Source organism: Pseudomonas sp. GL_139_B, assembly GCF_057834475.1.
In genome coordinates this window covers 2,207,396-2,220,848 of sequence record NZ_CM174403.1, presented here as the reverse complement: position 1 = coordinate 2,220,848, position 13,453 = coordinate 2,207,396, and the positions used below count along the sequence as shown (strand labels likewise).

Annotated in this window: 12 protein-coding genes; 7 read left to right on the top strand and 5 right to left on the bottom strand. The window is 60.9% G+C overall.

Translation table 11 applies throughout. The features are described 5' to 3' along the window. Positions 1-31: 31 nt before the first annotated feature. The 7 genes from AC3ISI_RS10265 to AC3ISI_RS10235 all read left to right on the top strand — a co-directional run bounded on the left by AC3ISI_RS10265 (position 32) and on the right by AC3ISI_RS10235 (position 7,890). Positions 32-751 carry a GntR family transcriptional regulator gene (locus AC3ISI_RS10265; protein WP_489336780.1) on the top strand — a complete coding sequence of 240 codons (720 nt, stop codon included), beginning with the start codon at positions 32-34 and terminating at the stop codon, positions 749-751. Between the two features lie 155 nt (positions 752-906). Beyond that, a complete protein-coding gene (locus AC3ISI_RS10260) occupies positions 907-2,496 on the top strand; it encodes a hypothetical protein (RefSeq protein WP_489336778.1) in 1,590 nt (529 codons plus the stop codon). 28 nt (positions 2,497-2,524) lie between these two features. Then, positions 2,525-3,844: an MFS transporter gene (locus AC3ISI_RS10255; RefSeq protein WP_489336777.1), complete on the top strand. Its 1,320-nt coding sequence runs from the start codon at positions 2,525-2,527 to the stop codon at positions 3,842-3,844. Continuing rightward, positions 3,831-4,985, top strand: a complete 1,155-nt coding sequence (locus tag AC3ISI_RS10250) for a 2-hydroxyacyl-CoA dehydratase subunit D (RefSeq protein WP_489336776.1) — start codon at positions 3,831-3,833, stop codon at positions 4,983-4,985. Before AC3ISI_RS10255 ends, AC3ISI_RS10250 begins: the two co-directional genes overlap by 14 nt. Further along, positions 4,982-6,292, top strand: coding sequence for a 2-hydroxyacyl-CoA dehydratase (locus AC3ISI_RS10245; protein WP_489336775.1), 1,311 nt, complete (start codon positions 4,982-4,984; stop codon positions 6,290-6,292). Before AC3ISI_RS10250 ends, AC3ISI_RS10245 begins: the two co-directional genes overlap by 4 nt. Next, positions 6,289-7,482 (top strand): CaiB/BaiF CoA transferase family protein, encoded by a 1,194-nt coding sequence (locus tag AC3ISI_RS10240; protein WP_489336774.1) that lies wholly within the window; start codon positions 6,289-6,291, stop codon positions 7,480-7,482. The genes AC3ISI_RS10245 and AC3ISI_RS10240 overlap by 4 nt, the downstream gene beginning before the upstream one ends. 285 nt (positions 7,483-7,767) lie before the next feature. Further along, a complete protein-coding gene (locus tag AC3ISI_RS10235; protein WP_489336773.1) occupies positions 7,768-7,890 on the top strand; it encodes a hypothetical protein in 123 nt (40 codons plus the stop codon). Positions 7,891-7,910: 20 nt separating this feature from the next. Here AC3ISI_RS10235 and AC3ISI_RS10230 read toward each other — a convergent pair whose 3' ends face one another. From AC3ISI_RS10230 to AC3ISI_RS10210, 5 genes are all read right to left on the bottom strand, one after another. Beyond that, a complete protein-coding gene (locus AC3ISI_RS10230; protein ID WP_489336772.1) occupies positions 7,911-8,849 on the bottom strand; it encodes a SphA family protein in 939 nt (312 codons plus the stop codon). A 61-nt stretch (positions 8,850-8,910) separates the two neighbouring features. Next, positions 8,911-10,104, bottom strand: a complete 1,194-nt coding sequence (locus AC3ISI_RS10225; protein WP_489336771.1) for an acetyl-CoA C-acyltransferase — start codon at positions 10,102-10,104, stop codon at positions 8,911-8,913. A 43-nt stretch (positions 10,105-10,147) separates the two neighbouring features. Then, positions 10,148-10,918: a crotonase/enoyl-CoA hydratase family protein gene (locus tag AC3ISI_RS10220; RefSeq protein ID WP_489336770.1), complete on the bottom strand. Its 771-nt coding sequence runs from the start codon at positions 10,916-10,918 to the stop codon at positions 10,148-10,150. Between the two features lies 1 nt (position 10,919). Then, positions 10,920-12,569, bottom strand: coding sequence for a (2,3-dihydroxybenzoyl)adenylate synthase (locus tag AC3ISI_RS10215; RefSeq protein ID WP_489336769.1), 1,650 nt, complete (start codon positions 12,567-12,569; stop codon positions 10,920-10,922). 93 nt (positions 12,570-12,662) lie between these two features. Continuing rightward, a complete protein-coding gene (locus AC3ISI_RS10210) occupies positions 12,663-13,427 on the bottom strand; it encodes an SDR family NAD(P)-dependent oxidoreductase (protein ID WP_489336768.1) in 765 nt (254 codons plus the stop codon). Positions 13,428-13,453 lie beyond the last annotated feature (26 nt).

Here is a 13,453-nt window from a genome sequence, read left to right as displayed (position 1 = left end):
GCAGACAACCGTCCCGCAGCTAGCAAGGCTCATGACAGAACAACTCATAACGCTCTCCAGCGAGAGCTTGAAAGAACTGGCCGTCGAACGGCTGCGCAAAGCGATCCTTTCCGGTGAATTGGCGCCAGGGGCCAAACTGCGCATCAACTCCATGTGTGAACGATTCGGCCTCAGTGCCACCCCGCTTCGCGAAGCCATGTCGCGCCTGGTGGCCAATGGGCTGGTGGAAGTGATCGACCAGAAGGGTTTTCGAGTAGTCCCCCTCTCGTTGGAGGATCTGCAGGATATTCAGCTCCTGCGCGAGACGATTGAAGTTCGGGCATTAGGATTGGCGATCACTCATGGCGATCTGGTGTGGGAATCCAAAATTCAGTCGGCGTTGCACATCCTGCAAAATCTGGACAGAAATGAAATCCCCCCCTCCGGCGAGGGTCAGGAACATTTCGATATCGCGCACAAACGATTCCATCACGCCCTCCTCTCAGCCTGCAATTCACCGCGATTGATGGCCTTGCACAACGACCTGCATGATCAGATCTATCGCTACCGAATAATCCTGCGCTTGATCCCGAGACAGCGTGATGTGTCATCACAGGATCATCGCAAGCTGGCGGAACTGGCCATTGCGCGAGACATTCAGGGTGCCCAGGCGGCGCTTCTCGAGCATATCCGCTTGACCCAGATCGCTGTGTCCCACCTTTCTCCCGAACAATGGGACCGGACCATCAGCCTCCTCGCCAAGAAGATCTAAACGATTGCTTCGCCATGGGTACAGTTGCGCCCCAACAAAATAAATTTATTTTGTTGATTTGAATTTATTTTTGGATATCCTCTGCCCCATCGTCACTGCGGCACCGCCTCGCTGACACAGCAGATCTCTACTAAAAATAAATACAGAGATATCCGATGCACACAATTGACCATGCGCGGCATTCGTCCGAGCGGCGACGCAACGCTTCAGCCTTGATCATGATGGGAGTGACGGCGGCGATCATGCCGGCAGCACACGCTGCAACCCAACCCGACGCCGCAGCCCTGTTGGAACGCATCGAGCAGATCCAGCGTGATAGCCAGCGGCAGATCGACCAACTCAAGCAGCAAGTCGCGACCCTCGCGGCACAGGCCACTCCCGCACCGGTTGCGCCGCCTGCCGCAGGCAGGCAGCCAGACGCTGTGGCGCAAACGCAGGTGCCGGCACCGGCGCCCAAAGCCAAATCCGATGCACAGCAGCCAAGCAGCGATCGCTACGTCACGCGTGGCAATCAGCCGGGTTTTATCCAGATTCCGGACAGCGAAACGTCCTTCAAGGTCAGCGGCCGGCTCTACGTCACCAACACGTATGACTTCACTGGCTTCACCAACGGCAACAGCAGCAGCCCAGGTCCGGCGCCAGGCAACTTCGCGCCCAATCGCATTCCGGTTCCGGGTTTTTCTGCCGCCTACAAGCAGGCAGGTAAAGCTCCAGGCGGTTATGCGCTGCAAGCTTATGGTTCGGGTATTTATGTGGAGACTGCACGCGATACCCAGTTCGGCCTGCTCAAGTCACTGGTCGCCCTCGATGCCGTGCCACCCCCTCAGGTTCCGGTGAACCAGTCGACCAGCAACAACGTGACCGTGCGGCTGCAACGCGCCTACGTAACACTCGGGCCGTGGCTCATCGGCCAGGATTTCCCCAACTTCACGCCGAGCTTCCGTGCCGACACAGCCGACCCCGGGCCAGTGCCAGGGGTCGACTGGATGTTGCGGGCGCCGCAGATCCGCTACACCTTGGGGCTGTCGAAAAACACAGACCTGAAGCTTGCCCTGGAAAACCCTGACACCGACGTTGCCTGCTATTCGGGCGGCGCCAAAGATCGCTACAACTGCGGCACCGTGCCCACTGCCACCGTGCCCGGCACGGTCGGCAACACCTCACGCGGCAACAACGGCATCGGTTCGCCGCTGCTCCCGGTGTTCTCGGCCAAGCTGGAGCGTTCGTTCGGCGCCCAAGGCCTGCTGTCGGGCCACGCCATGGTGCATCAGCTCAATGTCGATGACGGTGGTGGCCATAATGCCAAGGCCAATGCCTGGGCACTTGGCACCGCGGCCTGGTGGCGGGTGGGGTCGCGTGATCGGGTGTACGGTCACTACTTCTTCGGCAATGGCCTGGGACACTACAGCGGCGACTACTACGGCTACTCAGGCATCTATGACGGCGCCAGCAAACTTGAGTTGCCAAGACAATGGTCGGCCATGTTGGGTTACCGCCATTACTGGACCGATTCCTTGCGTACGAGTCTGACCTATGGCAAGTCGCAGATGAGCAGCAACAGCATCCTGCCGGACTTCACCGAGGGCTACGTCAAGAGCCTGGAGTTCGGTGCACTGAACACCAATTGGGAGCTCGGCAGCGGTATCAACCTGTTCGCCGAATACGACTGGGGCAGGCGCACCATGCAGACGGACCAGAGTGGCGAGGGTGAGCGGATCGCCACCGGTTTGCGCTACTTCTTCTAACAAAAACCCTCCTCCAGGGAGAAGCACAATGTTGGACACAAGCCTGTCGGCTATCGAAAAAAGTACGCTGGGAAAGATCTCCAGACGCCTGGTCAGTTTCATCTTCGTCCTGTTCATCCTGAACTCGATCGACCGCGTAAACCTGAGTTTCGCAGCCTTGCAAATGAACTCGGACCTTGGACTGACGCCGATCCAGTACGGCATGGCCGCCAGCATTTTCTTCGTCAGCTACCTGCTGTTCCAGATCCCCAGCGTGATGTTGGGGCGCAAGGTCGGCGTGCGGGTATGGCTGGGGTTGATGCTGGTGGTCTGGGGCCTGGGGGCCACTGCGCTGGCCTGGTGCAACAGCCTGGTCGAGCTTTCGGCCTTGCGCCTGCTGATCGGCCTCGCCGAAGCGGGGTTCGCACCACTGACCCTCTACTACTACAGCTGCTGGATTCCCAAGCGTCATCGCGGCCGGGCCACCTCGAAAAACGTCCTGGCCATCGCTGTGTCCATCGTCATCGGTGCACCGCTGTCGGGCTGGTTGATCGACTCCTTTCATCAGGTGTACGGCTTTGCCGGGTGGCAATGGATGTTCATCGTTGAGGGCCTGCCGACGGTACTGCTGGGCGTGATGACATTTTTTTATCTGCCCAATCGTCCGGCAGACGCGCGCTGGCTGAGTGCTCAGGAGCGCACCTGGCTGGAGGGCGAATTAGCCAAGGAGCGCGTCGAACTGGAACGCACCGGACTGACCAGCTTTATAGCGGTCCTGACCAATCTCAGGGTGTGGGCCTGCGCTGGCGCGTGGTTCAGCCTGACCATGGGCGTCTACGGCGTGATTTTCTGGTTGCCGCAGGCGATCAAGCAGTTGTCCGCCCACAGCGTGTTTGTCGTCGCGACGCTCAGCGCTTTGCCGTGGATCGGAGCTGCCGCCGGCATGATCTACAACGCTCGCCACTCCGACCTCGCTCAGGAGCGCTACTGGCATGTGATTATCCCCGCGCTCATCGGCGCTGCCGGCTTGGCCGCCAGTGTCAGCCTGAGCGCCGGTTTGCCGGCCTACCTGATGCTGATGGTCGGGTTGGCTGGCCTGGGCGCTGCTCAAGCCGTGTTCTGGACCATACCGATGGCCTTCATGGCAGGCGCTGGCGCCGCCGGAGGGTTGGCGCTGGTCAATCTGATCGGCAACACCGCCGGTCTCGTTGGCCCAAACCTGATTGCCTGGTTGCGCACTACGACTGGCACCTTTTCGTCGGCGGGTTACCTGCTGGCAGGTTTTCTCACATTGGGAGCGGCATTGTTGTTTGGCATGAGTCGCGCCAAAGGTCCACAGCCTGCGGGAGACAGTCATGTCGTCCATTGAGTCAGCATTGCAACTGTTTACCGAAGCGTGGTCTGGCCGACACGTCGCCCCGCAACCCGCCGCAGTCGCCTACTGTGCACTCGGCGCGCCATTGGAGCTGGTGCAGGCGGCGGGGCTTTCGTCGCGACGCCTGTTTCCCGATCCGACAAGCGACACCCCGCTTGCGGATATCAGCATGGAGGAAATCTTCGACGGGGCCATTCGCTCGCTGTACGAACGAGCCCTGCGCGGTGATTGCCAAGCGACCGGCCTGCTGCTGATCCCGCGGTTCAGCGAAGGTTACTTGCAACTGTATTACTACCTGCAAGAGTCCTTGCGTTGGCAACCTGCACCCAGCCTGCCGCCGCTGCACCTGTTCGATTTGCTCAAGAGTCCAAACTGGTCGACACGTTGCTACGTGAAAAGCCAACTGTTGACCCTGCGCGAGACACTTCAAACCTTGGCCGGGCGTCCCATTACAGATGCCGACCTGGCGCAAGCGATCAAACAAAGCAACCAACAACGCCGTCTGATGCAGCAAGTTGACGAGCTGCGTCATTGCCAACCCTCACGCTTGACCGGCAGCGACTGGATGCGCATTACCGCGACTGCCGGCCTCTTGCCAATCGACGACCACATCCAGGCTTTGGAACATCTGCTGGCCGCAGCCAGTGACTTGCCGGCGCTCAACGGTCCAAGGGTCCTGATCAAAGGCAGTCCACTTGATGATCTGGGCCTTTATGAGGTGATCGAATCACTCGGCGGCTGTGTGGTGGCGGACGATCATGGCAGCGGCAACAGCCTTTTTCACGGGGCAATCGACGAGCATCAACCCTCAATGGATGCCCTCGCGCAGTACTACCATCGCGACCTGCCAACCCTGCGCACACTACCCGCGACACGTGACGATGAACGCCTGCTGAACCTGGTGCAGCGCAGCGGCGCACAGGCCGTGGTGTTTTATTTCGAGGAAAACGACGACACCCTCGGCTGGGACTATCCCCGTCAGAAACGGCTGCTCGATGCCCAGGGTATCGCCTCCATTTGCCTGCTCGATCAATCCTGGCGCCAGCCGGATCGCCCCGTGCAACGAGCGCAACTACAAGCCTGGTTGCACAGCGTGCCGACCTCGCCTCACGCCTGCCCGCAGGAGCTCGCATGACCGCTGCCCGACCTCAAGAACAGCAACGCCTGGCCAGCACCCTCGCCGCCGGGGAAAAACAGAAAGCGTGGTTCAAGGCCTTTCGCCAGGACGTCTTGGAAAACGGGGCGCCCTACGTCATAGCGGACGCTGTGACCCCCCACGAAATTTTCCACGCCATGGATATTCCTGTGGTGGCGGTGCCTTGGTACGCCTCGGTCATTGCCGCAAAAAAGCAGTCGCCCCACTACTTTGATCTGCTGGAGCAAGCGGGCTATCACAGTGGACTGCCACGCTACACCAGCCTGCCCATGGCCGTGACCCTGGAAAACGATTCGCAGAACGCCCCGTACGGTGGATTGCCCAAGCCAATGCTGATGCTTGACCGCCTGCGTGGCGACTATACCCAGCGCATCACTGAAGCTTGGGCCAAGCTGTTCAACGCGCCGGTCTTTCAGCTGGAAAGCTCAAGCGCCGTTTCGGTCCCGCGTGACTGGCACCTGCGCGTGCAACACGATTGGGAAGCGTTGTACGGAACCGCGCGACTGGATTATCAAGTCGAGCAATTGCAGAGCCTGATCCGCCTTACCGAAACACTGAGCGGTCGAGAGTTCGATGCCTCACGCTTCGTCGCAGAAATGCAGCGGATCAACGAGGCCGGCGAGTTGGTTGCGGAGATACGCGACATGCTGGCCAAGGCTCGGCCGTTACCCATTCCGTTGACCGAACAACTGGGCAACGTCATGGCCGCCACCTGGCACCGCGGCAGCACATGGGCGGTTGAACACCTGCGACGCTACCGCGATGAAGTCGCTGAGCGCATCGCCGCCGGTGCGGCAGCCTGCCCGAATGAAAAAATACGCCTGCTGTGGCTGAACAATGGGTTGTGGTTCAACACGGCCTTCTATCGCGCCTTCGAGGTCAAATATGGCGCGGTGTTCGTCTGGTCGATGTACAGCGACTTTCTATCCGACGGCTACCGCCGCTATTTCGACCCCGCCGACCCACAGATGGCCCTGCGCGCCCTCGCCTCGCGGCACATCGACATGAACGAGCAATTGCACCTGCCCCCGGCCATGGCCGACTGGATCGTCCATCAGGCCCGCGATTTCGGCGCCGACGGTGCGGTGATGCTGGTCCCCAAAGGGGATCGCATGTCGGCCTACGGCACCCGCTTTGCCAAGCTCGCTCTGGAGCGTGCTGGCATCCCCGTATTGGAACTGCACGCCAGCATGGTGGATGAACGGCTGTGGGACGACCAGGAAATGACTGAACAGGTAGCCACTTTTATCGAACAACGCCTTTGTGGCCGGAGCCGCTGCGCATGAAACCCCTTGAAGGAATCAAGATTCTCGACCTTTCCCACGCTGTGGCCGGGCCGCATTGCACCCATCAGCTACGCCTGCTCGGCGCACGCATCATCAAGGTCGAAAAACCCGGGGTCGGTGACGACCTGCGCCATTACACCGAGCATGCGGGGGCCGCGGGCCTGAGTGGTCCGTTCATCACGTTCAATTCCGGTAAAGAGTCTTTATCGCTGGACCTGAAGAATCCCGCCTCACGCGAGATCATCGAGCGCCTTGCCGCTCAAGCCGACGTGGTGGTGGAGAACTATCGACCGGGCGTGGCCGACAAGCTGGGCGTGGGCTGGAACACGCTGAAAGCGATCAATCCCAAACTCATTTACTGCTCGATCTCGGGCTTCGGCCAAGGCGGCCCCATCAGCCATTGGCCAGCCTATGACCATATCGTCCAAGCCATGTCAGGGATGATGTCGATCAATGGCGAGGCTGACCAGGGACCGCTGAAAGTGGGCATCCCGATCGCCGATATTTTCTCGGGTTACGTGGCAGCGTTTGCGATTATGGCAGCGCTGTTCCAGCGGGTTGGCACTGCCACAGGGCAATGCATCGATGTGTCGATGCTCGACGCCACGCTGCTGCTGCTCAACCCTCAGGTGGTCAATTATCGGCTCAGCGGCAAAGCGCCAGCCCGTACCGGGAACGCTGGATTCAGGCTGGTGGCGACCGCCGGCACCTATGCCACTGTCGATGGCCACATTGCGATCGGCGCCAATCACCCGCCGCAGGTCGCCAAGCTGTTCGACGTATTGGGCGTTCCAGAGTTACTGGAAGACGAACGCTTCAAGGACCACACCGCGCGCGTCACCCATGGCGCAGCGCTGACGGCGATCCTGGCCGATCTGTTCGCACAACGCAAAGCGCAAGAACTGGAATTGTCCCTGACCGCAGTGAACGTGCCCGCCGGACGTGTGCGCAGCTTGCCGCAGGTCGTCGAGCATGCCCATTTGCTGCAGCGCGGCACCTTTATCAACACATCGGTCCCTGGACTGGATCAGGACATCGCCACCGTTGGCGCGGGTTTTCGTTTCGAGCATGACGGGCCGGCCGTTAGCGGAACGGTGCCAAACGTCGGTCAGCACAGCGAGTCGATATTGGCGGAGGTCGGCTACAGCCACGAGCAGATCGGGGCGTTCCAGCAGGCTGCGGTTATTTGAGTCAGCCCCCTCGACACTGGCCGCGCAATCGATGAATTGAAAAGGGAGGCCTTTGCCTCCCTCATCCAGAAGCGGATTGTAAAGCTCATGCCTGCGAACGTACCAAAGAGAGAAGTATTGGCCACTACGAGGCAATTATGATCCACCGTTAGCGCCGATGGGCCGTCAACCTCTGCGGTTCGTCAATTGTATCGAGCTTATCGTGCGACAGCGGTGGTGCTGATCGGCCAACTGTTCGCAGTACATCAGCACCCACTTCGACCCACACCCGGACATCAGGGTGCGATGAATTGCGCTCCTCACGAGTTACGGATTGTCGAGGACGGCTTGCAGCGGGTAATGCGCAGCCTTGGCATGATCGACGAGCCTGCGCACATCCGCTTGCGTAACCTTGAGCTTCGGCCTTGACAGGATCAACTCACATTTTTCTAAAACGGCAACCGCGCCTGCAACCACAGCCGTGTCCCTTCGGACTTGTTCTTCGCCCCAAACTCCTCCTGCAACTTGGCTACCACGGCAAAGTCTTTGCTGAAGCGGTACATAGCGTAGGGCCCCAAGGCATCGACCGAACCGCGGTTACCGTTGCCATTGACCGAGGTTCCATCACGGCGGTCATCGGTTGTCTGCTGGTAGATGTAGCCGTTGATGCCGGCGCTCAAGGGTCCGTTGAAGCGATAGCCCGCGCTGAATTCAAGCGTGAGCTCATCGCCCGAGCGATAGTCGGTCTTGTCGTTTTTCGAGTTGATGCCGTAGCGCAGTTTGGCGCTGGCTTCCCAGTGCTCGGTGGGAAACCACGTCGCGGCATAGAAAGGTGCGACCTGGTAGTAGTTGCGCCCGGTGTTCACCGGCTCATCCTCGTCATAGTCGCCGGTGGGCAGGAAGGTTTCGATACCGGCGGTCTGGTGCAAGGTCTTGCCGTGCCAACCGAGCAGCACCGGGGCAAAGCTGAGGTCGGCCAGATTGGTAGAGGTGCCGCCCTTGTCCAACGGTGCCAGGGGCGCAGGGCGGGCAACGTCCAGGGTCAGGTCAATCGTGGGCGCCGCCAGTGCCGCTCGGGTTTCGACATTCGCGCCCAGCCATTTCACCCCGGGCCAAACATAGCTCAGGCGCAGGGATACGCTATCGGACCTGAGGCGATAGCGGGCAATGCCGGGGTTATCGTGACCGTCGTTACCTTTGACGTGGGTGGCATCGTAATGGGTGTAGTACAACAGCGACGTCAGGCCTTCGGGCAACATCAACCCTGACATATTGGTTTCCACCCCCAGCGGGTAGGAGTTGCCGTTGCCCTCGGTGGCGCTGACGGCACCGTGGAAACACAACAGCAAGCCGGCGGCCTGCAAGGCGCGAACATGAACAGCCTTCATTGAAAGTCCCTCTTTTTGTTGTTGTAGAGACGCAGCAAACAGCAATGCCCGGGCTTAACCGTCAGTCATGGCACACCTCGAACAAGCCAGCGACGCCCTGCCCGCCGCCTACGCACAGGGTCACCACGACATGGCGAGCCCCCCGGCGCCGCCCCTCAAGTAAAACGTGCCCGGCCATGCGCGCACCCGACATGCCGTAGGGATGCCCCATGGCGATGGCCCCGCCGTTAACGTTCAGCCGCTGCATCGGGATTCCCAACTGACGCTGGCAATACAGCACCTGGGAGGCGAAGGCTTCGTTCAATTCCCACAGGTCGATGTCATTGATGCTCAACCCGTGGCGGGCCAACAGGCGTGGTACCGCCAGCACCGGGCCGATGCCCATTTCATCCGGTGCGCAGCCTGCACTGGCAAAGCCTTTGAAGATCCCCAAGGGTTTCAAACCCCTCGATCTCGCCTGCTCGGCGCTCATCAGCACACAGGCCGCCACGCCGTCACTGAGTTGCGAGGCGTTGCCGGCAGTCACGGTTCGCTGTCCACCCTCAAGCACCGGTGCGAGCGCAGCCAGTTGGGCACGCTGTGTGCCCGGTCGATTGCATTCGTCTCGGTCGATACGCAGGGGCTTGTCGTAATACTCGTAACTGGCCTTGTCCACGGCTTTGGAGATGACGTCCAGCGGTACGATTTCTTCATCGAACAGTCCGTCGCGCTGGGCCTGAGCCATACGCTGCTGGCTGAGCAAGGCGTAGTCATCCTGGTCGCTACGGGAGATGCCATAACGACTGGCCACTCGCTCAGCCGTCTCGAGCATGCTGATATAGGCATCAGGTCGATGCTCCAGTAGCCATGGGTCTTGACCGTAGTGCTCGTTGGTCTGGGCGTTCTGCACCAGACTGATGGACTCGCCACCCACCGCCAGCATTATCGAACTGCCATCCAGCTGGATACGTTGCGCGGCGCTGGCAATGGCCTGCAGCCCCGACGCACAATGGCGGCTGACGGTCTGCGCCGCGACGCTGTCCGGCAACCCGGCACGCAAAGCGCTGAGCCGGGCAATGTTCTTGCCCTGGGTACCCTCGGGCCGTCCACACCCCATGACCAGTTCTTCGACTTCGGCGCCCTGGGTCCGGGCACGCTCGAGCACGGCCTGGATAATCGGCGCGGCCAGGCTGGGCATCGGGGTATGGTTGAACGCGCCACGATAAGCCTTGCCAATGGCCGAGCGGGCGTAAGCAACAATCACTGCGTCTTGCATGAGAAACCTCCGGCCGAACGCCGCGTGCAGCGTCCGGCTGCGATCAAAGCGCCTGCACGATGGCCTGGTGGGCTTCGGTGTGATGGGCCAGTGCCTGATAGGCAGCGGACAATTCGAGCAAGGGTTCCAGGCGAGTGTGCTGCCCTTCGCGCAACAGCTTCTTGGTCAGCCTCAGGGCATGCCCGGGGTTGGCCGCGATCCGTCGGGCCAGGTCCTGGGCGGCCGCCAGCAAGTCATCCGCCTCGACGACGCGCGACACCAGGCCATATTCGAGCGCCTGCTGCGCGGACACCGTCTCGCCGGTAAACGACAGTTCATAGGCCTGCGACAGATTGTTCAGCGCCCGGGGCAGTAGCCAGGCGCCGCCGTCACCGGGCACGATGCCTAGGCGGACGAAGCTTTCGGCGAATCGCGCCTGGTGCGAGGCAATGCGGATGTCGCACATCAAGGCCAGGTCGCAGCCGGCGCCAATCGCTGCGCCGTTGACGGCGGCGATGGTCGGCACCTCAAGGTGGTAGACCGCCAGCGGAATCTGCTGGATGCCATGCCGATAGCCGTCGCGCAGTTGATAAGGATCACCGGCGAACAGCCCCGCCCGCGCTTTCATGTCCTTGACATTGCCACCGGCGCAGAATGATTTGCCTGCACCTGTGAGGATGACCACCTTGACCGCAGGATCACGGTTGATGCGCGCGCAAACCTCCGTGAACCCGTCGAACTGCGCCTGATGGCTCAAGGCGTTGTGCTGCTCGGGCGCGCACAACGTCAGGGTGACGATGCCGTCTTCGAAGCGGTACTCGATAAAGTCGCTCATCTCAGGCCGCCTCGATCTTGAGCTGGGCGCTGACGCGCTCCACCAGGTCTTTCTTGGAGACCTTGCCGAAGGTCGACAGCGGAAAACTGTCCACCAACTCCAGGCGCTCCGGCAGTTTGAAACGGGCGATTTCATGGCTCTGCAGGTAATTGACCAGGTCTTCCAGGCTTAACTGCGCAGCGGGCTTGAGGATCACGAAGGCGCACATTTTTTCGCCCAGCACCGGGTCGGGCATGGCCACGCACGCCACGTTCGTGACGGCCGGGTGAGCCAGCACCAGGTTCTCGATTTCTTCGGCGGAAATTTTCTCGCCGCCGCGGTTGATCAAATCCTTCTTGCGCCCTTCCACCACATAGTTGCCTGAAGGCAGTTCGCGCATCATGTCGCCGGAGCGGTAGAAACCGTCGGGGGTAAACGCCCGCGCGTTATGCTCCGGCGCGTTGAAATATCCGCGCAAGGTGTAAGGCCCCCGGCAGCACAGCTCGCCCGGCGTACCCAGCGGCACCGGTTGATCATCCTCCCCGAGCAACAGGATTTCGTCGTCTTCACACACCGGCCTGCCCACCGATTCTCGGCGGACATCCAGCGGATCGTCCAGGCGCACGAACATCAACAGGCCTTCGGCCATGCCGAAGTTTTCCTGCACCGTGCAGTTGTGCAAGACCTGCTCGGTCAAGGCGCGAGTCTCCGGTTGCAGGCGCTGACCACCGGACTGAATCACCCGCACGCTGTCCAGATTGAAGGCCTCGACCCGCGGATCGTTCATCCACATGATCAGCAGGGCCGGCACCACATGGATATGGGTGACCTTGAAGCGCTCGATCAAGGCGAACACCTCTTCAGCCCGGGTGCTGGAATGCAGCACCACCTTGGCACCGCAGAGCATGAAGCCCTGCAAGCCTGGGCACGCCAGCGGCAAGTTGTGGGCAATGGGCAGTACGTCCAGCAACACCGAGTGCTCATCAATGCCCGTGTATCTGGAGGCCAGCCGCGAGTTGCAGACGTAGTCGTTGTGCGAGCGCGGGATCATCTTCGGGATGCCGGTCGTGCCGCCAGACAATAGAAACAGCGCCGGGCTGCACGGATCGATTGCAGCCTGGATCGCCTCGATCTCCGCGACATCGCGAGAGGGCTCAAGCGCCAGCAGATCGTCCAGCGAGACAAAACCGTGCGCCGCGCTGCCAAGGACAAATTTGCGCCGGATGCTGGTGGTATCGGCCTGGACGCGGTTGACGATATCGATGAAATCGCAGTCCTTGGAGCGGTCCGCCGTGATGGTTGCAGTGGCACCAGACAACTCGACAAACTGGCGCAACTCGCGGTATCGGTGGGTGTGCAGCGCCAGGATCGGCCGCACACCGATTTTCTGCAGGGCCAGGTAAACGAAGACGAACTCCAGCACGTTGCCCAGTTGCAGGACGACGATATCGCCCGGCACCAGGCCGGCATCCAACAGGTTCAAACCCAGGCGAGTAGCGACCTGGTCAAGCTCGGCGTAGCTCACTTCACGGGACGCATCGCACACGGCAATGCGCTCGCCGTACTGGCGGCACACCGCCTGGAAGGTATTCGCCAGGGTCTGGTCCTGCCAGTAGCCCTTGGCGCGATACTGCTCAACGAACTTTTCTGGAAACGGCACGAATCCCATCATGGAAATGTCCTCGATGTTGTCGTTATTGTTGGAAGGAACACGCAGGGCCAGAGCGCAGCACTGGCCCGGAAGAGTTAGCCCTGAAGAGTCCGCTCAGGTGGTCTTGGCGAAGCCGCCATCGATGACAATGGTTTCGCCGGTGACAAAGTGCATGTGCTCGATCAGGGTGAGCACCACTTCAGCTACGTCCGGCATGGTCACGCAGCGCTGCAGGGGCGTGGCGCGCGCGCGGCGGGACATCAACTTGTCGTAGTTGTCGCCCAGCATCCATTCCATCCACTCGCCTTCCATCCAGCCCGGGGCGATTGCATTGACTCGCACCTTGGGGCCCAGTGCGTTGGCCAGGGTCTGGGTCATGCTGATGACAGCCGCCTTGGACGCTGAATACGGCAGCGGCTGGGCACCGGGGCGCATGCCCACGATCGAGGCGGTGTTGACCATGCACGGCCGGGGTGCCTCGAACAGCAGGGCCTTGGTGTGCTTGGCGATCAGGAACAGGCCGCGCACGTTCACGGCGAATACCCGATCCCAATCTTCCACGTCGATCTCGTCGAACTTTTTCGGTGGCGTATCGATGGACACGCCGGCGTTGCTGCAGACCACGTCCAGGTGGCTGTATTGCTCGCTGATGGCGGCGACCATGGCCTTGACACTATCCTCATTCGACACATCGCACTGCAGCAACATCGTCCGCGCTCCGGCTGCCTCGCAGGCCTGCACCGTGGACCTGGCCGAGGCTTCGCTGCGGCTGTAGTTGACGATCACGTCATAGCCGGCCTTGGCCAGTGCCACGGCCACCGTGGCGCCAATGCCGGATGCGGACCCTGTGACCAGAGCGACTTTCTTGGATGGGGACATGTTCGACCTCGTTGTTGTTTTTAAAA

Excerpts from the sequence above, each read along its gene's own strand:
- AC3ISI_RS10245 (WP_489336775.1), top strand. The coding sequence starts at position 4,982 with ATGACCGCTGCCCGACCTCAAGAACAGCAACGCCTGGCCAGCACCCTC.
- AC3ISI_RS10225 (WP_489336771.1), bottom strand. The coding sequence starts at position 10,104 with ATGCAAGACGCAGTGATTGTTGCTTACGCCCGCTCGGCCATTGGCAAG.
- AC3ISI_RS10250 (WP_489336776.1), top strand. The coding sequence starts at position 3,831 with ATGTCGTCCATTGAGTCAGCATTGCAACTGTTTACCGAAGCGTGGTCT.
- AC3ISI_RS10260 (WP_489336778.1), top strand. The coding sequence starts at position 907 with ATGCACACAATTGACCATGCGCGGCATTCGTCCGAGCGGCGACGCAAC.
- AC3ISI_RS10255 (WP_489336777.1), top strand. The coding sequence starts at position 2,525 with ATGTTGGACACAAGCCTGTCGGCTATCGAAAAAAGTACGCTGGGAAAG.
- AC3ISI_RS10265 (WP_489336780.1), top strand. The coding sequence starts at position 32 with ATGACAGAACAACTCATAACGCTCTCCAGCGAGAGCTTGAAAGAACTG.
- AC3ISI_RS10210 (WP_489336768.1), bottom strand. The coding sequence starts at position 13,427 with ATGTCCCCATCCAAGAAAGTCGCTCTGGTCACAGGGTCCGCATCCGGC.
- AC3ISI_RS10230 (WP_489336772.1), bottom strand. The coding sequence starts at position 8,849 with ATGAAGGCTGTTCATGTTCGCGCCTTGCAGGCCGCCGGCTTGCTGTTG.
- AC3ISI_RS10240 (WP_489336774.1), top strand. The coding sequence starts at position 6,289 with ATGAAACCCCTTGAAGGAATCAAGATTCTCGACCTTTCCCACGCTGTG.
- AC3ISI_RS10220 (WP_489336770.1), bottom strand. The coding sequence starts at position 10,918 with ATGAGCGACTTTATCGAGTACCGCTTCGAAGACGGCATCGTCACCCTG.
- AC3ISI_RS10215 (WP_489336769.1), bottom strand. The coding sequence starts at position 12,569 with ATGATGGGATTCGTGCCGTTTCCAGAAAAGTTCGTTGAGCAGTATCGC.
- AC3ISI_RS10235 (WP_489336773.1), top strand. The coding sequence starts at position 7,768 with ATGAATTGCGCTCCTCACGAGTTACGGATTGTCGAGGACGGCTTGCAG.